The sequence below is a fragment of the Janthinobacterium sp. GMG2 genome (assembly GCF_033949445.1).
Lineage (GTDB): Bacteria > Pseudomonadota > Gammaproteobacteria > Burkholderiales > Burkholderiaceae_D > Janthinobacterium > Janthinobacterium aestuarii.
In genome coordinates this window covers 1,157,327-1,177,112 of sequence record NZ_JAXAWA010000002.1, presented here as the reverse complement: position 1 = coordinate 1,177,112, position 19,786 = coordinate 1,157,327, and the positions used below count along the sequence as shown (strand labels likewise).

The following is a 19,786-nucleotide window of genomic DNA, read 5'->3' as shown; positions in this document are numbered from 1 at the left end:
AATGACGCAAAAGTCACTAAAAACTTTTACGCACGATTATAATTAATAACCAGAAAGTCAGTAGGCGAAGAATACTCCCCGTCACGACCAAGCTGATATTGTCACAAATTTAAGGATATCGCGTGCGAAAAAGTTTGTCTTGGCCCAAAGGGCAGGCAAAAAGTTTCTCCGCATAAAAATATTGCAGCCCGCATAGTAAAGGAAAATACCTTGTTTGCCCTGAAAACCCTGCGCCGCGAGACCGGCGCATCCGCACTTTCCGCCCTGCGGCTGACTGCCGCCGCGGCCCTCGCGCTGACTCTGGCGGCCTGTTCCAAGCCTGCCGTCAAAGTGGAAGACGTGCGCCCCGTGCGCGCTATCGTGTTGTCGAGCAGTAATGTTGACGTCAGTGCCGAGCTGTCGGGCGAGGTCGTGCCCCGCGTCGTGTCGCAGCTGGGTTTCCGCGTGGGCGGCAAGATCGTCGCGCGCAAGGTCGACGTGGGCGCCACCGTCAAGAAGGGGCAAGTGCTGATGCAGCTCGATCCCGTCGACTTGCAGCTGTCGCAGGCGCAGGCCAAGGCTTCGCTGGTCAGCGCGGAAACGAGCCGCGACCTGGCGCGCGCGGAATTGAAACGCTACCAGGATTTGCGCGAGAAAAATTTCGTTAGCCAGGCCGTGCTTGATGGCAAGGATGCCACCTACAAGGCGGCCCAGGCGAACGTGGAAGCGGCCCAGGCCCTGTACCGTGGCCAGGCCAACCAGTCCGGCTATGCCAGCCTGCTGGCCGACGTCGATGGCGTCGTCACGCGCATCGAGGCTGAAGTGGGGCAGGTGGTGGCGCCCGGCGCGCCCGTCGTGCAAGTGGCCAGGAGCGGCGAGAAGGAAGTCGTGATCGGCATTCCGGAAGACAAGGTCGAGACTTTGCGCGGCGTCAAGGATGTGGTCGTACGCCTGTGGGCCGACCCGAAGCAGGCGCTGCCGGGCAAGATCCGCGAAGTGTCGCCCGTGGCCGATGCCGCCACGCGCACCTATATCGCCAAGGTCAGCATCCCGGACGCGCCGCAAGTGCGCCTGGGCATGACGGCTGTGGTGCAGTTCGCGTCGCAAACGGCCACGCCGCAGATCAAGGTGCCGTTGACGGCCCTGTTCAATGAAAAGTCGCAAAGTTCCGTGTGGGTGGTGGAAAACGGCGCCGTCAAGCTCGTGCCGGTGACGGTGGGCGGCGTGGCGGGCAATGAGTTGCTGCTGGCGTCGGGCGTGAAAGCGGGGCAGACGGTGGTCACGGCCGGCGTCAACCTGCTCAAGCCGGGCCAGAAAGTGACCATCCTCGGCGCCGACGTGGCCAGCAAGCCGGCTGCCGCCGCTGCCGCCGTCACCGTGGGTGCGGCCAAATGAAGGGCGGCTTCAATCTGTCGCGCTGGGCGCTCGAACACATCCCGCTGACGCGCTACCTGATGGCCGTGCTGCTGATCGGCGGCATGCTCAGCTACGCCAGCCTGGGCCAGGATGAAGATCCCCCGTTTACCTTCCGCGCCATGGTCTTGCAAGCGTACTGGCCGGGCGCCACGGCCTTGCAGATGGCCGAGCAGGTGACGGACAAGCTGGAAAAGAAACTGCAGGAAACACCGTACATCGACGAAATCACCAGTTATTCGAAGCCGGGCGAAACCTTGATCCTGCTGGAGTTGCGCGAATCGGCGCCGCCCAAGGAAACGGCGGCCGCCTGGTACCAGGTGCGCAAGAAGATCGGCGACATTCAGGGCACCTTGCCGTCTGGCGTCGTGGGCCCGTTCTTCAATGACGAGTTCGGCGACACGTACGGCTCCATCTTCGCCCTGTCCGGCGACGGTTTTACCTACGCGGAAATGAAGGATTACGCGGACAAGGTGCGCCAGGAGCTGCTGGCCGTGGGGCAGGTATCGAAGGTGGAACTGTTCGGCGTGCAGGATGAAAAGATCAATATCATCTTCTCGCACAAGAAATTTGCCCAGCTGGGCATTCCTTTCGACGCCATCGTGCAGCAACTGTCCGCGCAAAACAGCATCAACGCCACGGGCGTGCTGGTGACGCCGACCGATAATCTGCAAGTGCGCGTGACGGGCGCCATGGTGACCGTCAAGGACCTGGAAAACCTGGAACTGCGCGCCAACGGTACCACCTTCCGCCTCGGCGACTTTGCCACGGTGAAACGCGAATTTGTCGATCCGCCGAAGGACAAGATGCGTTTCAATGGCAAGGAAGTGATCGGCCTGGGCGTGTCGATGGAAAAGGGCGGCAACATCATCGACATGGGCAAGGCCTTGCAGGCCACCGTCACGCGCATGAAGAGTGAATTGCCGGTCGGCATAGAATTGCAGCGCGTGTCGAACCAGCCGGAAGCCGTGTCCGCTTCCGTTGGCGAGTTCGTGCATACCCTGATCGAAGCCATTCTGATCGTGCTGGCCGTCAGCTTCGTCGCGCTGGGCTTGCACACGAAGCCGCTGCGCATCGACGTGCGGCCGGGCCTGGTGGTGGCGCTGACCATCCCGCTGGTGCTGGCCGTCACCTTCCTGTTCATGCGCCTGCTCGACATCGATTTGCACAAGATTTCACTGGGCGCCCTGATCATCGCGCTAGGCTTGCTGGTCGATGACGCCATCATTGCCGTCGAGATGATGGTGCGCAAGATGGAAGAGGGCATGTCGCGTTTCGACGCGGCCACGTTCGCCTACACGTCGACGGCCATGCCCATGCTGACGGGCACGCTGATCACGGTGGCGGGCTTCTTGCCCATCGGCCTGGCCAAGTCGGCCGCCGGCGAATACACGTTTTCCTTGTTCTCCGTCAATGCGCTGGCCCTGATCATTTCGTGGGTGGTGGCCGTGGTGTTTACGCCGTACATCGGCTACATCTTGCTGAAAGTCAAACCGCACGCGCATAACGACCATGAATTGTTCGACACGCCAAACTTCCGCCGCTTCCGCCGTGCCGTCACCTGGTGCGTGGAATGGCGCAAGACGACGATTGCCGCCACCCTGGCCATCTTTGCGCTCGGTATTTACGGTTTCAACTTTATCGAAAAGCAATTCTTCCCCGATTCCAGCCGTCCCGAACTGATGGTGGAACTGTGGTCGCCCGAGGGCACGACGTTTGCCGCGAATGAAAAGCAGGTGAAGAAGTTCGAAGCGTTTGTGGGCAAGCTCGATGGCGTGGAAAGCGTGACCAGCTATGTCGGTACGGGCAGCCCCCGCTTCTATTTGCCGCTGGACCAGATATTCCCGCAGACCAATGTGTCGCAAGTGGTGGTCTTGCCGAAGAGCCTGGCGGACCGCGAACGCTTGCGCCAGCAAATCGTCGACGTCTTCAAGAAGGATTTCCCGGAAGTGCGGGGCCGGGTCAAGCTGTTGCCGAATGGGCCGCCGGTGCCGTATCCCGTGCAATTCCGCGTCATGGGGCCGGAAGTGGCGGGTGTGCGGGCCATCGCCGACCAGGTCAAGGACATCATGCGCGCCAATCCGAACACCCTGGGCGTGAATGACAACTGGAATGAGTCGGTGAAAGTGCTGCGCCTGGACCTGGACCAGGACAAGATGCGCGCGCTGGGCGTCACCTCGAAAACGGTGATGCAGGCGGCCAATACGATCCTGTCGGGCACCGTCATCGGCCAGTTCCGCGAGGACAACAAGCTGATCGACATCCAGGTGCGCCAGCCTCTGGAAGAGCGGGCGACGATTTCCGTGTTGAATGACACGAATATCCCGACGGCGACGGGCAAGTCCGTGCCCATTTCGCAGCTGGCCCGTGCGCATTTTGTGTGGGAGCCGGGTGTCGTCTGGCGCGACAAGCGCGCATGGGCCATCACCGTGCAGTCGGACGTGATCGATGGCATCCAGGGCGTGACCGTGTCGACGCAGCTGGCGCCGCAGCTGGACGCCTTGCGCGCCAAGTTGCCGTCCGGCTACCGCATCGTGGTGAAAGGCGTGGCGGCCGACAGCGGCGAGGCGGAAGCGTCGATCTCGGCGAACCTGCCGCTGGCCATCTTCATCATCTTTACCTTGCTGATGTTGCAGCTGCACAGTTTCTCGCGTGCCTTGCTGGTCTTCCTGACGGGGCCGCTGGGTGTGGCGGGCGCCGCCTTTGCCTTGCTGGCGCTGGGCCGGCCACTTGGTTTCGTGGCCAACCTGGGCATCATCGCGCTGTTCGGCATGATCATCCGCAACTCCGTGATCCTCGTCGACCAGATCGAGCAAGACATCAAGGATGGCTCCGCCCCGTGGGACGCCATCATTAATTCGGCCGTGCGCCGCTGCCGCCCCATCGTGCTGACGGCCGCCGCCGCGGCGCTGGCCATGATCCCGCTGTCGCGCTCCGTGTTCTGGGGGCCGATGGCCGTGGCCATCATGGGCGGCCTGATCCTGGCGACGGCCTTGACCTTGCTGTTCCTGCCGGCCCTGTATGCGGCCTGGTTCCGGGTCAAGAGGCCGGTGGAGGCAGCCAAGGTCGAAGGTTAAATAGTCACCCCAGGCTACTGGCATAAAAAAGGCGGCATTCCTCTGGGAAATCCAGTAGAATGCCGCCTTTGCTTTACCGAGGGCTTGCTCGTTTAGTCTGCGGTAGCCAGATCGCTCCCGAGTTGTTAAAATCAGGAGCAGGCTGCAACAAGTAGCACACAGTAGTACCAAATGCGGATGTGGTGGAATTGGTAGACACGCTGGTCTTAGAAGCCAGTGCTTCGGCTTGGGAGTTCGAGTCTCCCCATCCGCACCAATCCGGGTTGTTCCAGCCCGGATGTGCAGCGCCATCAAGATTTTCTCCAAAGTAGTCAATTAAGCGAGTGCGCCCAGCGCGCCCAGCTGCCGGCTCGACTGTTGCACCATCTGCGCAATCACTGCCTGCGCCTGCGGGTAGCCATTCCTTTCCATTAAATGATCATCTTCAGTCAGCGGCCACAGCGCCTGCAAGACGCGTTGCCGTGTCTGCGGCCAGTTGTGCTCGTGCGCCTGCGTTGAGGGCGGCAGTTCCTTGTCCAGCAGGTGCAGCGCCTCGCGCGTCATCGCCAGTTCTTGCCGCGCCTGCGCGGCCAGCGTGTCGCTGCGCGGTGGCGGCTGCTGCGCCAGATAAGTGTCGAGCTTGCGGCTCTGGCGCTCGTACAGGTCGAGCAGCAAATGCACGGTGGCGCCGCCTGGCCGCCGTTGCGTGTCGAGCGCGTCGAGCACATCGAGCAGCCAGTGCGTCATCTGCCGCCCGGCCAGTCCCAGTTCCGGCCAGGTGGTGCTTTGCAATTGCTCGCCCAGGTAGCGGGCGCGGTCAATGGCGCGCCGGCTGCCGCTCATGTGCTGGCCGATGGGGCCGTACTGGGGCGACAGTGCCGCCTCCTGTTGCTCGGCCAGCAGGCACAGCAAAGCCAGGTGGACATACACATGAAAGGCGGCCAGGGTGCGGTGGGCATCCCAATAGTGATTGCCCTCATCATCGGGCGCATTCCACAGCGAGCAGACCTTGGCGCCATCCTCGCGCGCATAGTCGGGCGCCAACAGGCTGTGGCCGTGGCGGAAGTCGTACAGTTTCTGGTGCAGCGACTCGTGCAGCAAGTGCTCGGCCAGCCACCAGGGAATGCCGATCAGTTCCTGGTTCAGGAACACGCTGCCGTTGACGCGAAATTGCGAGCTGGACGCCTTGCCGCGCCACGTGCCCAGCTTGGGAAACAGGGCGACCAATTGGACGTGAGAAAGCGCGCTGGCCGTCAGGCGAGGCAGCAAGGTTTCCAGCAGGCCTAGCCCGCGGCGCAGCAAGGCCCGTTCCTGCGGCGTGGGCGTGGCCAGTGGCGCGCCGTAGTTATCCTCGATCACGGCAAGGAAGGCGCGCGCATACGGCGTACCTTCCTGCCAGGCATGCCATAGGTAAGTGTCGTTGCCCTGCGGTGGGCGCTCGCCGTACAGGCGCGCCATGTCGGGCAAGTGCGCCGTCAGCGGGCCGCCGGGCAGGCCCGCATCCAGGTGTGCGCTGGCCGCCTGAAACAATGCCGCGCATTGCGGCAACGGCAAGCCGTACTCGTCACCGAGGTGCAACTGGCGCATGGCGTGCTGGACGGCGCAGCGCAGCACCGTGTCGCCCAGCAGCTGGCGCTGGCGCGCCGGTGGCGCCCCCTCAAGCAGGCTGGCCAGCCGCGCGGCCTCGGGCAGGGTGCCGCCCAGTTTGTGCAGGCGCCGCCGGTAGGTGATGGCCAGCTGGTCGCGGATATAGTCGCTGTCGCCAAAGGCGCGGTGGGTCGCCAGCGCCGTTTCCACGGCGGCCAGCACGTCCGCATCCGGTGGCGCGGCGCGCACGGTAAGCGCAGCCACTGTCGGATCAGGCGACGGTGGGGTGGTCGTGGTCGTGGTGGCCATCGCCGCGCATGCGCAATTCCATTTCATCGACTTCCGTCTGGATTTTTTGCAGGTCGTCATCGGATACGCCGTCGAGCAGGCGGCTGAGGACCATTTGCAGCTTGGCTTTGGCGTTGCTGGAACTGCCGGATGTGCTATCGCTCATGATGTTTTCTCCATTAAATTCACTTGGAGAGGGCGCGCGCGACTTAGGTTTGCCTGAAAAATGGCCAAATTGAGGTAAATCAAAGGTTTTTTGCCCGAAATCTTCGCTGTGAGCGCATTTCTTTGTTTCGGACGGGGCGCCAGTTCGCATATACTAATGAACGAAGCAGGCTGGAAAGCCTGTCTCTGGCGAAATAAAGAATGCCGGGGCAAGAGTAAAGACAGGGCACCCCCAGGCTGTGGCGACTCGTTCGCCGCCGCTGGTATCCTCTGTGGCCGGGCTGCAAAGCCAGCCACTTTCCCGAAGTCCTTTGTTATAATGCCACGCTTTACCGAATGATGGCCGGCCCTGCATATACTTAGACGCATGGCTGGACGCTCGGAGCCCTGTCGCAGTACTGGAAGCGGCGGATTGTTTGGTGCCTGGTGCGGGTTTTCCCTCAGCCGGGTAGACCAGGTCCATCGTCCTGTTTTCAGTACTTTTACAGATGAATATGCGAGCGAGTGAAGCTGGACCCATGTCTTGCCGCCAGTGATGGCGCAAGGGGTCGGGTCTTCTTTTCTCGCACCAACAGTGTTTATTTTTTGGACGATTTTTTACATGGCAACTGCAGTCGAAACCTTGGGCAAACTCGAACGTCGTATCACGATCTCCTTCCCGCTGACGGACGTCCGCACGGAAGTTGAGAAGCGCCTGAAAGTGCAAGCCCGTACGGCTAAGGCACCGGGCTTCCGTCCGGGCAAAGTGCCGTTGAAAATGGTCGCAGCACAATACGGCTACCAAATTGAATCGGAAGTGCTGAATGACAAAGTCGGCCGCGCGTTCAACGACGCCGCCAACGAAAACAATCTGCGCGTGGCCGGTTTCCCGAACATCGTGCCGAAAGAAGAAGCAGCCGAAGGCCAGCTGGCTTTCGACGCAACGTTCGAAGTGTATCCGGAAGTCGCCATCGGCGACCTGACGGCCGTTGAAATCGAAACCGTGCAAGCCGACGTGTCGGAAGCCGAAATCGACAAGACCATCGACATCCTGCGCAAGCAGCGCGTGCACTTCCACACCAAGGGCGAAGCTGGCGAACACGGCGACGGCGGCGAAGCTGTCGCTGCCAACGGCGACCGCGTGACCGTCGACTTCGTCGGCTCGATCGACGGTGTTGAATTCCCAGGCGGCAAAGCTGAAGGCTACGCTTTCGTGCTGGGCGAAGGCCGCATGCTGCCAGAATTCGAAGCAGCGACCCTGGGCCTGAAAGTTGGCGAAGCCAAGACGTTCCCATTGTCGTTCCCAGAGGACTACCATGGCAAGGACGTTGCCGGCAAAACCGCATCGTTCACCATCACCCTGCAAAAGCTGGAATGGGCGCACCTGCCGGAAGTCGATGCCGAATTCGCCAAGTCCCTGGGCGTTGCCGATGGCGACCTGGCCAAAATGCGCGAAGACATCAAAGTCAACCTGCAACGCGAAGTCGCTGGCCGCGTGAAAGCACGCAACAAGGAAGCCGTCATGGACGCGCTGATCAAAGTTGCTGAGCTGGAAGTGCCAAAAACGCTGATCGCTCAGGATTCCGAGCGCCTGGCCGAAATGACCCGTCAAGACATGGCGCAGCGTGGCATGAACGTCAAGGACGTGCCTTTCCCAGCAGAACTGTTCGCAGACAAAGCCGAGCGTCGCGTACGCCTGGGCCTGATCCTGTCGCAACTGGTGGGCGACAACAACCTGCAGGCAACGCCTGAGCAAGTCAAGGCGCAAATCGAAGATTTCGCCCAAAGCTACGAAGATCCACGCGAAGTGCTGAAGTACTACTACAGCGACCGTCGTCGTCTGGGTGAGATCGAAGCCCTTGTATTGGAAGAAAACGTCGTCACTTACGTGTTGGGCCTGTCGAAAGTCACGACGAAAGCAGTTGCTTTCGACGAACTGATGGGAAGCAACGCACAAGCGTAAACCAGTTGGTATTGGGATGCCGGCTCTTGCCGAAAGGCGAGGGCGGTATCCCCTAACTGCTTCACAAGGAAATGAAATGACAGGTATGAACCGTAATCCGGCGCTGGACACAGAGATGCTCGGCCTGGTGCCGATGGTGGTGGAACAAAGCGGTCGCGGCGAGCGCTCGTATGATATTTACTCGCGCCTGCTGAAGGAACGCTTGATTTTCATGGTCGGCCCGGTCAATGACCAGATGGCCAACCTGGTTGTCGCCCAGCTGCTGTTCCTGGAAAGCGAAAATCCGGAAAAGGAAATCTCGCTCTACATCAACTCGCCAGGTGGTTCGGTCTCGGCCGGCATGGCCATCTACGACACCATGCAGTTCATCAAGCCGGACGTCTCGACCCTGTGCACGGGCATGGCTGCTTCGATGGGCGCTTTCCTGCTGGCCGCTGGCGCCAAGGGCAAGCGTTTCTCGCTGCCCAACTCGCGCATCATGATTCACCAGCCGTCCGGTGGTTCGCAAGGCATGGCGTCCGATATCGAGATCCAGGCGAAGGAAATCCTTTACCTGCGTACCCGCTTGAACGGCATCATGGCCGAGCGCACGGGCCAGTCGATCGAACAGATCGCCAAGGACACCGACCGCGACCGTTTCATGTCCGCCGACGAGGCCGTTGAGTATGGTTTGATCGACAAAGTGTTGACCAGCCGCGCTTGATGAGCCCCTACCGGTATTGCTAAGTACGTAAGTAAACGCCCGGGCGATCAAACGTTCGGGCGTTTCGCTTTTATTTCGGGTAGCATGGAGCTTGTGCACGTTGTTGACTTGCGCCATGGATAGCCGCCTTTGCGGGCGGCAACCATCATCCGGCTTGCGATTTTGCAATATTGTTAATGCAGTTCCAACCAAAATGCCTTATGTCAGACAAAAAATCCTCTAGCGGCGAAAAATTACTGTATTGCTCGTTCTGCGGCAAAAGCCAGCACGAGGTGAAGAAACTCATCGCCGGCCCGTCCGTATTCATTTGCGACGAGTGCATCGACTTGTGCAACGACATCATCCGTGATGAAACGTCGAGCATCGAGACGGTGACCGGTACCAAATCCGACCTGCCGACGCCGCAAGAAATCGCCGCCTTGCTCGATCAGTACGTGATCGGCCAGCAGACTGCCAAGCGCATCCTGTCGGTGGCGGTGTACAACCATTACAAGCGCCTCAAGCACCTGGGCAAGAAAGACGACATCGAACTGGCCAAGAGCAACATCTTGCTGGTTGGTCCTACCGGCTCGGGCAAGACCCTGCTGGCACAGACCCTGGCGCGCATGCTCAACGTGCCGTTCGTGATCGCCGATGCCACCACCCTGACCGAAGCCGGTTATGTAGGTGAGGACGTGGAAAACATCATCCAGAAGCTGCTGCAAAGCTGCAACTACGACGTCGAGAAAGCCCAGCGCGGCATCGTCTACATCGATGAGATCGACAAGATTTCGCGCAAGTCCGACAATCCGTCCATCACGCGCGACGTGTCGGGCGAGGGCGTGCAGCAAGCCTTGTTGAAATTGATCGAAGGCACGATGGCGTCCGTGCCGCCACAAGGCGGCCGCAAGCACCCGAACCAGGATTTCGTGCAGATCGACACGACCAACATCATGTTCATCTGCGGCGGCGCCTTTGACGGCCTGTCGAAAGTGATCGCCAACCGTTCCGAAAAGAGCGGTATCGGCTTCTCGGCCACGGTGCGCAGCAAGTCGCAAAGCTCGGCCAGCGAACTGATGCTGCAAGCGGAACCGGAAGACCTGGTCAAGTTCGGCCTGATTCCGGAACTGGTCGGCCGTCTGCCCGTCATCGCCACCCTGGCGGAATTGACGGAAGAGGCGCTGATCCAGATCCTTGTCGAGCCGAAGAATGCGCTGATCAAGCAGTATTCGAAGCTGCTCGACATGGAAGGCGCGGAACTGGAGATTCGGCCGGCCGCCCTGCATGCGATCGCCAAGAAAGCACTGGCACGCAAGACCGGTGCCCGTGGCTTGCGTTCCATCCTGGAACATGCTTTGCTGGACGTCATGTACGAACTGCCGAGCGAACAAAATGTGGTGAAGGTCGTCATCGACGAAAATACCATCACCAGTGGCGCCAAACCTTTGTTGATTTATCAAGAGACTGCCAAGGCCTCCGGAGAAAATTGATTACTGCTGAGACAAATGCATAAAAAGGGTTTTGATTCCTTAATGCATGGCAGTACAATTTAAATCAATGAGTGCAGGCTTCAATCGGAAAGCCACTCGCGGCGCTTAGCTGCGCGTGGCTTTTTTACTGTGAAAACTGCATTTATTACCGTCATGCGGGTGTGTTTTGCGAAATAGACAGAAAAATGTTTGTTTCACAGAATTATTTATTCTCGCCGGTCTTGTGTTTTGGCAGCGAGCGCCAACATCGTAAACACGCTTTCTATAAGGTACGCCATGACAACTTCCAAATTAACTGAGCAAACTCAACTGCCGTTATTGCCGTTGCGGGATGTCGTCGTTTTCCCGCATATGGTGATACCGCTGTTCGTTGGCCGTCCAAAGTCGATCAAGGCGCTGGAAGCTGCGATGGAGCAGGGCAAGAGCATCATGCTTGCCGCTCAAAAAGCAGCCGCGAAGGACGAGCCGTCTCCTTCGGATATCTATGAAATTGGCTGCGTCGCCAATATTCTGCAAATGCTGAAGCTGCCCGATGGTACCGTCAAGGTGCTGGTCGAAGGCGCGCAGCGTGCCCGTATCAACCATATCAGCGATGCGCCGACGCACTTCATCGCCGACCTGACGCCGCTCGAGTCCGAGCCGGGCGACGAGTCGGAAGTCGAAGCCATGCGCCGCGCGATCGTGCAGCAGTTCGACCAGTACGTCAAACTGAACAAAAAGATCCCGCCGGAAATCCTGGCATCCTTGTCGGGCATCGACGATGCCGGCCGCCTGGCCGACACGGTGGCCGCGCATTTGCCGCTGAAACTTGAGCAAAAACAAGTCATCCTGGAAATTTTCAGCGTGGCCAAGCGCCTTGAGCACCTGCTGGGCCAGCTCGAAGGCGAGCTCGACATTCTGCAGGTGGAAAAGCGCATCCGCGGTAGAGTCAAGCGCCAGATGGAAAAATCGCAGCGCGAGTACTACCTGAACGAGCAAGTCAAGGCGATCCAGAAAGAACTGGGCGAGGGCGAAGATGGCGCCGACCTCGACGAGCTGGAGAAAAAAGTCGCTTCGGCAAAAATGCCGAAGGAAGCGCTCGACAAGGCCACCAACGAGCTGAAAAAACTCAAGCTGATGTCGCCGATGTCGGCCGAAGCCACCGTCGTGCGCAACTACATCGACACCCTCGTCAATTTGCCTTGGAAAAAGAAATCCAAGGTCAACAACGATCTGTCGAATGCGGAAAAAGTGCTCGAAGGCGACCACTACGGCCTCGACAAGGTCAAGGAACGCATCCTGGAATACCTCGCGGTGCAACAGCGCGTCGACAAGCTCAAAGCCCCGATCCTGTGCTTCGTCGGTCCTCCTGGCGTCGGTAAAACCTCGCTGGGCCAGTCCATCGCCCGCGCGACGAACCGCAAGTTCGTGCGCATGGCCCTGGGCGGCGTGCGCGACGAAGCCGAGATCCGCGGCCACCGCCGCACCTACATCGGCTCGATGCCGGGCAAGATCCTGCAATCGCTGTCGAAAGTCGGCGTGCGCAATCCTTTGTTCCTGCTCGATGAAGTCGACAAGATGGGTGCCGATTTCCGTGGCGATCCATCGTCGGCCCTGCTGGAAGTGCTCGATCCGGAACAGAACCACACGTTCTCCGACCATTACATCGAAGTCGATTTCGACTTGTCCGACGTGATGTTCGTGGCCACGTCGAACTCGTACAATATTCCGCCAGCCTTGCTTGACCGCATGGAAGTGATTCGTCTGTCCGGTTACACGGAAGATGAAAAGACCAGCATCGCGCAGCGTTATCTGCTGCCGAAGCAAATCAAGAACAATGGCTTGAAGGAAGAGGAAATCTCGGTGGCCGAGTCGGCCTTGCGCGACATCATCCGCTACTACACGCGGGAAGCCGGTGTGCGTTCGCTCGAGCGTGAAGTGTCGAAAATCTGCCGCAAGGTGGTCAAGATGCTGCTGCTGAAGAAATCCGACAAGAAAGTCATCGTCAACTCGAAGAATCTGGACAAGTTCCTCGGCGTGCGCCGCTATGATTTCGGTGTCGCAGAGAAAGAAAACCAGGTGGGCCAGGTGGTCGGTCTCGCATGGACGGAAGTGGGCGGCGATCTGCTGACCATCGAAGCCGTGTCGATGCCGGGCAAGGGCGGCATCATCCGCACGGGTACCCTGGGCGACGTCATGAAAGAGTCGATCGAGGCGGCCCGCACGGTGGTGCGCAGCCGGGCACAGCGCCTGGGCATCAAGGCCGACGTGTTCGAGAAGAGCGACATCCACATCCACGTGCCGGAAGGCGCGACACCGAAGGATGGTCCTTCGGCTGGCGCGGCCATGACGGTGGCGATGGTGTCGGTCTTCACGGGCATCCCCGTGCGCGCCGACGTGGCGATGACGGGCGAGATCACCTTGCGCGGCGAAGTATTGCCGATTGGCGGCCTGAAAGAAAAGCTGCTGGCGGCCCATCGCGGCGGCATCAAGACGGTCCTGATTCCCGAGCAGAACGTGAAAGACCTGGCCGACATTCCGGACAACGTCAAGAACAAGCTCGAGATCGTACCGGTGCGCTGGATCGACAAAGTGCTGGAAATCGCCCTCGAACGCATGCCTGAAGCGTTGGCGGACGTCGCTGCGGTGGAGGCTGTCACGGCCGCCGCGGCCAAGCCTGACGCGGCCGGCGAGGTAGTAAAACACTAACGTTTTACCCCTGTTTTCCCCAAACAAGCGCTTTTAGAGCGCTTGTTTTATATTGAAACGTGAATTGCGCCCCCAAAGCGCTTGACACATATACAGTGTGGCTTGTTTAATACGCCTGCACATTTTTTTCGCCGGACAGCTGTGGTGCCAAAAGTGCCGCAACGATACGGTAAACGTTTTATACCTTTGTAATTGGGGATGCTAGTGAACAAGACTGAATTGATCGACCACATTGCTGAAAAAGCTGACATTTCCAAAGCCGCCGCTGCGCGCGCACTCGACGCTGTTATCGGCGGCGTGACGGAAACTTTGAAAAACAACGACAGCGTGACGCTGGTTGGTTTTGGCACTTTCTCGGTCAGCGAACGCGCTGAGCGTACCGGCCGCAATCCGCGTACCAAAGAAGCGATCACGATCGAAGCTGCAAAAGTTCCAAAATTTAAAGCTGGTAAAGCTTTGAAGGATGCTGTAAACTAACGGACTTCGGTGAGGTGACAATCACCGGAAACATTTGGCGGCGCCTCCGGGTGCCGCGATTTCAGGGTTGAAGTTCTACGAATCGCAACCCTGAATACAAATGCAAGTAGTACTGTGTATTTTTCGGAGTGGTAGTTCAGTTGGTTAGAATGCCGGCCTGTCACGTCGGAGGTCGCGGGTTCGAGTCCCGTCCGCTCCGCCAAAAAAATACGCTCTTAAGGAGTGGTAGTTCAGTTGGTTAGAATACCGGCCTGTCACGTCGGGGGTCGCGGGTTCGAGTCCCGTCCGCTCCGCCAGAATATAGAAGCCCGCGCTGCTGAATAAGTAGCGCGGGTTTTTCTTTTTCAGCGCCAGATTATCTCGGCGCGCTGTCTTTTAAAATTCCATCGTGCCGTTTTGAATAAAAACACCCGCGTTTAAATCCGCTTTAAGCTGCGCCGTGTTAAATGATCGAGCCCGGCGCCTTGCCCGCCATGCGGCGCCAGGGCAGGGCGCGCGCCCTGATTTACTCTTGCTATAGCGCTATGGGCATTGTAGAATCAGGAGATAATGGCTTGGGCGTCAGAATCCTGCTTTAGTTCCAGCGCCAAGTTGTTGAATCTAAAGGGGAAGTGGACATCTGTCCCGTCCATTCCGCCGAAGAAATCAAGGCGAACGCATGTTCGCCTTTTTTTATAGTGATCCACTCATCCCGAATTGGCTGACCATGTTTGAATTTATTCGTACCCATCGACGCTTGATGCAGTTTCTCCTGATGCTGGTCATCGTCCCGTCTTTTGCACTGGTCGGTATCAGCGGCTACCAAAGCTTCGGCGATGGCGCGAACACCATCGCCAAGGTCGGCGACCAGGTCGTTACGCAGCAGCAATATGAAGAAGCGCAACGCCAGCAGATCGACCGCTACCGCCAGATGATGGGCGAGCAGTTCGACCAGAAAATGTTCGACACGCCGGAAGCGCGCAAGAGCATCCTCGACAACCTGATCGCCGAGCGCGCCGTGGCCGCCGAAGTGGGTCGTAGCCACCTGGTCATCAGCGATGCCGTGCTGCAAAAGGAAGTGCTGGACATCCCGGGCTTGACCTTGCCGGACGGTAAATTCGACCTGGAACGCTACAAGGCCATGCTGGCCGCCCAGGGCATGACGCCGCAGATGTACGATGCGCGCCGCCGCAGCGACCTGGCCCTGCAGCAACTGGCCAGCGCCGTGCAAGGCACCGCCTTCGCGCCGAACACCGTCTCCAAGCGCCTGTCCGACATCACCTCGGAAGAGCGTGAAGTGCAGGAACTGCTGCTGCCGATCGCCCAGTACGTGTCGGAAGTCAAAGTGACGGACGCCATGATCAAGGCTTTCTATGACAAGAACAGCAAGTTCTTCGAAATCCCGGAACAAGCGAAGGTCGAGTACGTCGTGCTGGACGACAGCGCCGCCGGCGAGCAGGTCGACGTCACCGACGCCGACGTGACCGGCTATTACGCGAAGAACCAGAAAGCCTACACGACGGAAGAAGCGCGCCAGGCCAGCCACATCCTGGTAGCCGTCAAGAAAGACGCGTCGGCCGCCGACAAGGCAGCCGCCAAGGCCAAGGCCGAAGCCATCCTGGCGGAAGTCCGCAAGGCGCCAGCCAGCTTTGCCGCCGTGGCGAAAGCCAAGTCGGAAGATCCGGCGTCCGCGGAACAGGGCGGCGACCTGGGCGTAATTGGCAAGGATGGTTTGCCAGCACCGCTGCTGAGCGCTGTCGCGAAACTCAAGCAAGGCGAAATCAGCGATGTCGTCGCTTCCGATTTCGGCTTCCACATCCTGACCGTCACCTCGCTCAAGCCACAGCACGTCCGTGCGCTGGACGAAGTGCGCGGCGAAATCACGGCCGACCTGCGCAAGCAATTTGCCGCCAAGAAATACTCGGAAATGGCCGAAACGTTCACCAACACGGTCTACGAGCAATCGGACAGCCTGAAGCCGGTGGCCGACAAGCTGAAGCTGAAAGTGGAAACCGTCGCCAATCTGTCGCGCACGCCGTCGCCAGCACTGGGCAAGGCACCGTTCAACAACGCCAAGTTCCTGACAGCCATCTTCTCGAACGACTCGCTGAAAGACAAGCGCAACACGGAAGCCGTCACCGTCGCACCTAACGTGCTGATCGCCGGCCGCGTGGTGGAATTCAAGCCTGCCTCGAAGCGTCCGCTGGCCGAAGTCGAAGCGATGATCCGTCAGCGCGTGACGATGGAAGAAGCGGAAAAGCTGGCCAAGAAAGCGGGCGAGACCAAGCTGGCCGCCTTGAAGGCTTCCGGTGACGCCACCGGTTTCGGCGCGGCGCAATGGGTATCGCGCAGCAAGCTCGACGGCATCAACCGTGCCGCCATCGCGCAAGTCATGAAAGCGGACACGAGCAAGCTGCCAGCCTATGTGGGCGTGGACCTGCCAGCCCTGGGCTACGGCATCTACCGCATCGCCAAGGTGCAGCAGCCAGCACAAGTGGACGCAGCGCGCCGCCAGCAAGAGAAAGACCAGATCAGCGGCATCTTGGCACAACAGGAAATGTTCGACTACGTCGAGTACCTGAAAGCCAAGGCCAAGGTGAAGATCGTCAAGCCGGTGACCGCACCGGTTGCAGCAGCGCCGGAAGCACCGTAATCAGTTTAGCCCACAAAAATAGCCGCTCTTGAGCGGCTATTTTTTTGTCTGTGGATTTTGTCTGTGGAGTGAGCGTGCCATGGACGCGAGCGGGATCGTCAGCATAAAGCTGGGGTCAGTCGCTTCGCGATCGGGATATGCCCCACTGGGGCATATCCCCCCGGCGGGTCTCGGCGACCCCATCTGACCCCGGATCTTTGCCTCGGGCTAGAGCTAACGTCAACAACCGGCTTACTTCGCCCCCAGCAACGGCGCCAGCCGCGGCCAGATATTCCTCAAGATCGTCGGATGCGCATTCGCATTCGGGTGCATGCGGTCGGCCTGGAACAGCTGCGGCTGGTCGGCGATGCCTTCGAACATGAACGGCACCAGTGGCGCCTTCCATTCCTTGGCCAGCTTGCCGTACACGCCGTAAAACTGCTCGCCGTAGGCGCGGCCATAGTTGGGCGGCATGCGCATGCCCACCAGCACCACTTGCGCGCCCGATTTTTTGGCTGCCTCGCCCATGGCGCGCAGATTCGCCTCGGCGGCTGCCACGGGCAAGCCGCGCAAGCCGTCGTTGGCGCCCAGTTCGATCAGCACGACGTCGGGCTGGTGCTTGGCCAGCAGGGCAGGCAGGCGCGCGCGGCCGCCGCTCGTGGTCTCGCCGCTGATGCTGGCGTTGACGATGCGCGTGTCGTTCTTTTGCGCTTGCAGCCGCTGTTCCAGTAGCGCCACCCAGCCCGTGCCGCGCGCCAGCCCATACTCGGCCGACAGACTGTCGCCGAGCACCAGCAGCGTTTTTGGTGCAGAATAGGCGTTCGTCATGCTCGATACCAGCAGCAGGGCTGCCGCAGGAAGCAAGGACAGGGTGCGCCGCCACATGCGGCTGCTGCCCTCGACACTTATTTGTTCACGAAATTTTTTAAGATAGATCAGCATGCCCGAATTCCCTAAAGCGACTTCCACCAGTTTTCTCCCGTCCGACGCAGCGGCCCAGCGGCCCGCCGCACCCAACAGCCAAAATGCCCAGCCGGCCATCGAAGTGGTCCAGCTGGCCAAGCGCGTACCCGATGCCGATGGTGAGCTGACCATCCTGCATCAAGTCGATTTTACCGTGCAAACGGCGGAGACGCTGGCCATCGTCGGCGCCTCCGGTTCTGGCAAGTCCACCTTGCTGGGTTTGCTGGCGGGACTGGACACGCCGAGCGAAGGCAAAGTCATCCTCGACGGCACCGATATCTTCGCCCTCGATGAAGACGGCCGCGCCGGTTTTCGCAAGGAAAAGCTTGGTTTCGTGTTCCAGTCCTTCCAGCTGCTGGCCCATCTGACGGCACTGGAAAATGTCATGCTGCCGCTGGAATTGCGCGGCGACCCGGATGCGAAGGAAAAGGCGCAAGCCATGCTGGGCAGGGTCAACCTGGGCAGCCGCCTGAAGCACTATCCGAAATACCTGTCCGGCGGCGAGCAGCAGCGCGTGGCCCTGGCCCGCGCGTTCGTCACGGAGCCGCCGCTGCTGTTCGCCGATGAACCGACGGGCAGCCTCGATGCGGCCACCGGCGAAGCCGTGATCCAGCTGATGTTCGAGCTGAACCGCGAACGCGGGTCGACCCTGGTGCTCGTCACGCACGACAGTTCGATCGCGGCCCGTTGCGGGCGGACGATTACGATTGCGGCGGGTCGGCTGGTGTGATTGCTGGTGGTGTTGTCGGATTACGCGTTCCGCTAATCCGACCTACCCGACCTCCGGGGTGTGGGTTGGATTAGCACAGCGTAATCCAACACAAGCGCGCCATGCTTATGCCGACAAGGCATTGATCAACCGGCGTATCGCGGGGATCAATTCCCCTGCCGTCAGCCCGATCGGGCCGCTGCCTGCGGCCACCAGCGCGTCGGCCGCCGCGCCATGCAGCCAGACGGCGCCTATCGCCGCTTCCCATTCCGGCCAGCCTTGCGCGAGCAGGCTGCCGCACAGGCCGGACAATACGTCGCCCGTGCCGGCCGTCGCCAGCGCGGGGCCGCCCGTGTTGTTGACGACGACCTGGCCATCGGGCGCGGCGATCACCGTGCCCGAACCTTTCAATACCACGATGACGCCCAGCTGCGTGGCCAGCTGACGCGCCGCGCCCAGGCGGTCGGCCTGCACCTCGGCCACCGTCATGTCGAGCAGGCGCGCCGCTTCCAGCGGATGCGGTGTCAATATCGTCGCCCCCGCGCCTGTGCGCACGGCCAGCGCCGATTGCAGCTCCGGCTCGGCCGCCATCAGGTTCAGCGCGTCCGCGTCCAGCAGCAGGGGGCTGTCGCTGTCAATGGCACGCTGCAGCAGTTCCACCGTCCCGGCCTTGTCGCCGAGGCCGGGACCGGCCACCAGCGCGGCGAAGTGCAGGCCCGAGAAATCCACGTCCCTGGCGTGCCGGCACATCAGTTCCGGCTGGCCGCTGTCGAAGGCGGGCGGCGCATCGGGAAACGCGATATACACGCGTCCCGCGCCCGCATGCAGGGCCGTGCGGGCCGCCAGGATGGGCGCGCCGGCCATGCCTTGCGCGCCGCCGATGATGGCCACACTGCCGTAGCTGCCCTTGTGTGTGTTCTGGCGCCGTGGCAGCAAATGGCGGGCGAACAGGTGCAGGCCGCCCAGCTGGGCCCTGGCGGGCGGCAGCAGGGAGGGATCGATGGCCAGCGCCGCCACTTCCACGTCCCCCGCATGGTCGCGGCCATTCGCCGTGTGCAGGCCCGGCTTGTCGCCGATGAAGGTGAGCGTATGCGTGGCGCGGATGGCGACGCCGTCGATGGCGCCCGTGTCCGCGTGCAGGCCGCTGGGCGCGTCGAGGGCCAGCACGGGGCAATCGAGATTGTTGACCAGCTGCGCCATGTCCCGGCATTCGCCGTCCAGGGGGCGCGACGCGCCGATGCCGAACAGGCCATCGATGACGAGGTGCCATGGTGCCGCGCCCACCGCGGCTGAGGCCTTCGTCGTTGCCGCATCCATGAAGTGCGCGGCGCTGTTGCGTGCGCGGCTCAGCGCCTGTTCGCGTTCGGGCGACGTGGCTTGCGCTTCGGGCGCCAGCCAGACGAGTACCTCGGTGCCGCTGCCGGCCAGGTGCGCGGCCGCTTCCAGCGCGTCGCCGCCGTTGTCGCCGGGGCCAGCCAGCACCAGGACGCGCCGGTGGCCCGCGTCGTCGCCATCGTCCTGGGCGTGCAGCAGCTTCAGGGCGGCACTGGCGGCGGCCTGGCCCGCGCGCTGCATCAGCAGCCCTTGCGGCAGGTCGCGCATGGCCGCCTGTTCGATGGCGCGCAGTTCGGCGATGGAATACAAGGGGGCGGCAGAGTCGATCAGGTTCATGGAGCGTGTTCCGTTAGTCAGCATATCTTCAACATAAGGCCGAAGCGAGCGAAAGGCAAGCCGCG

General features: G+C 60.7%; 13 protein-coding genes and 3 tRNA genes. 12 read left to right on the top strand and 4 right to left on the bottom strand.

Features of this window, described 5'->3' with window-relative positions:
• The first annotated feature begins 210 nt into the window (after window positions 1–210).
• The 3 genes from SKZ59_RS11370 to SKZ59_RS11360 all read left to right on the top strand — a co-directional run bounded on the left by SKZ59_RS11370 (window position 211) and on the right by SKZ59_RS11360 (window position 4,725).
• On the top strand, window positions 211–1,374 hold the full coding sequence (locus SKZ59_RS11370) for an efflux RND transporter periplasmic adaptor subunit (RefSeq protein WP_319991795.1): 1,164 nt from the start codon (window positions 211–213) through the stop codon (window positions 1,372–1,374).
• Complete coding sequence (locus SKZ59_RS11365) at window positions 1,371–4,469, top strand: efflux RND transporter permease subunit (RefSeq protein WP_319991794.1); 3,099 nt, start codon at window positions 1,371–1,373, stop codon at window positions 4,467–4,469. Before SKZ59_RS11370 ends, SKZ59_RS11365 begins: the two co-directional genes overlap by 4 nt.
• A gap of 173 nt (window positions 4,470–4,642) precedes the next feature.
• Window positions 4,643–4,725: transfer RNA gene (locus SKZ59_RS11360), tRNA-Leu, on the top strand.
• A 59-nt stretch (window positions 4,726–4,784) separates the two neighbouring features.
• Here the strand turns inward: SKZ59_RS11360 and SKZ59_RS11355 are convergent.
• Window positions 4,785–6,344, bottom strand: coding sequence for a hypothetical protein (locus SKZ59_RS11355; protein WP_319991793.1), 1,560 nt, complete (start codon window positions 6,342–6,344; stop codon window positions 4,785–4,787).
• Entirely contained in the window at window positions 6,307–6,489 is a 183-nt protein-coding gene (locus SKZ59_RS11350; RefSeq protein WP_034751016.1) for a hypothetical protein, read from the bottom strand. The genes SKZ59_RS11355 and SKZ59_RS11350 overlap by 38 nt, the downstream gene beginning before the upstream one ends.
• A gap of 600 nt (window positions 6,490–7,089) precedes the next feature.
• Between SKZ59_RS11350 and tig the strand changes: the two genes are divergently transcribed.
• The 8 genes from tig (at window position 7,090) to SKZ59_RS11310 (ending at window position 16,399) form a co-directional block, all read left to right on the top strand.
• Window positions 7,090–8,430 carry a trigger factor gene (gene tig / locus SKZ59_RS11345; protein ID WP_319991792.1) on the top strand — a complete coding sequence of 447 codons (1,341 nt, stop codon included), beginning with the start codon at window positions 7,090–7,092 and terminating at the stop codon, window positions 8,428–8,430.
• Between the two features lie 85 nt (window positions 8,431–8,515).
• Complete coding sequence (clpP, locus tag SKZ59_RS11340; protein ID WP_374106865.1) at window positions 8,516–9,133, top strand: ATP-dependent Clp endopeptidase proteolytic subunit ClpP; 618 nt, start codon at window positions 8,516–8,518, stop codon at window positions 9,131–9,133.
• Between the two features lie 200 nt (window positions 9,134–9,333).
• Window positions 9,334–10,602, top strand: coding sequence for an ATP-dependent Clp protease ATP-binding subunit ClpX (clpX, locus tag SKZ59_RS11335; RefSeq protein ID WP_034751010.1), 1,269 nt, complete (start codon window positions 9,334–9,336; stop codon window positions 10,600–10,602).
• A 276-nt stretch (window positions 10,603–10,878) separates the two neighbouring features.
• Window positions 10,879–13,290, top strand: coding sequence for an endopeptidase La (gene lon, locus SKZ59_RS11330; protein WP_034751007.1), 2,412 nt, complete (start codon window positions 10,879–10,881; stop codon window positions 13,288–13,290).
• A gap of 204 nt (window positions 13,291–13,494) precedes the next feature.
• The gene (locus tag SKZ59_RS11325) at window positions 13,495–13,767 is read left to right on the top strand and encodes an HU family DNA-binding protein (RefSeq protein WP_010398442.1); all 273 of its coding nucleotides are present in this window, start codon (window positions 13,495–13,497) and stop codon (window positions 13,765–13,767) included.
• 125 nt (window positions 13,768–13,892) lie between these two features.
• Window positions 13,893–13,969, top strand: a tRNA-Asp gene (locus tag SKZ59_RS11320).
• 17 nt (window positions 13,970–13,986) lie between these two features.
• Window positions 13,987–14,063, top strand: a tRNA-Asp gene (locus tag SKZ59_RS11315).
• 410 nt (window positions 14,064–14,473) lie between these two features.
• Window positions 14,474–16,399: a SurA N-terminal domain-containing protein gene (locus tag SKZ59_RS11310; protein WP_319991791.1), complete on the top strand. Its 1,926-nt coding sequence runs from the start codon at window positions 14,474–14,476 to the stop codon at window positions 16,397–16,399.
• Window positions 16,400–16,630: 231 nt separating this feature from the next.
• Here the strand turns inward: SKZ59_RS11310 and SKZ59_RS11305 are convergent, their stop codons facing one another.
• Window positions 16,631–17,320 carry an arylesterase gene (locus SKZ59_RS11305; RefSeq protein ID WP_413774543.1) on the bottom strand — a complete coding sequence of 230 codons (690 nt, stop codon included), beginning with the start codon at window positions 17,318–17,320 and terminating at the stop codon, window positions 16,631–16,633.
• Between SKZ59_RS11305 and SKZ59_RS11300 the strand changes: the two genes are divergently transcribed.
• A complete protein-coding gene (locus SKZ59_RS11300) occupies window positions 17,319–18,071 on the top strand; it encodes an ABC transporter ATP-binding protein (protein ID WP_046685128.1) in 753 nt (250 codons plus the stop codon). The two genes, SKZ59_RS11305 and SKZ59_RS11300, sit on opposite strands and share 2 nt — an antisense overlap.
• 105 nt (window positions 18,072–18,176) lie before the next feature.
• Here the strand turns inward: SKZ59_RS11300 and SKZ59_RS11295 are convergent, their stop codons facing one another.
• Window positions 18,177–19,721, bottom strand: a complete 1,545-nt coding sequence (locus SKZ59_RS11295) for an NAD(P)H-hydrate dehydratase (protein ID WP_319991790.1) — start codon at window positions 19,719–19,721, stop codon at window positions 18,177–18,179.
• Window positions 19,722–19,786: the final 65 nt, after the last annotated feature.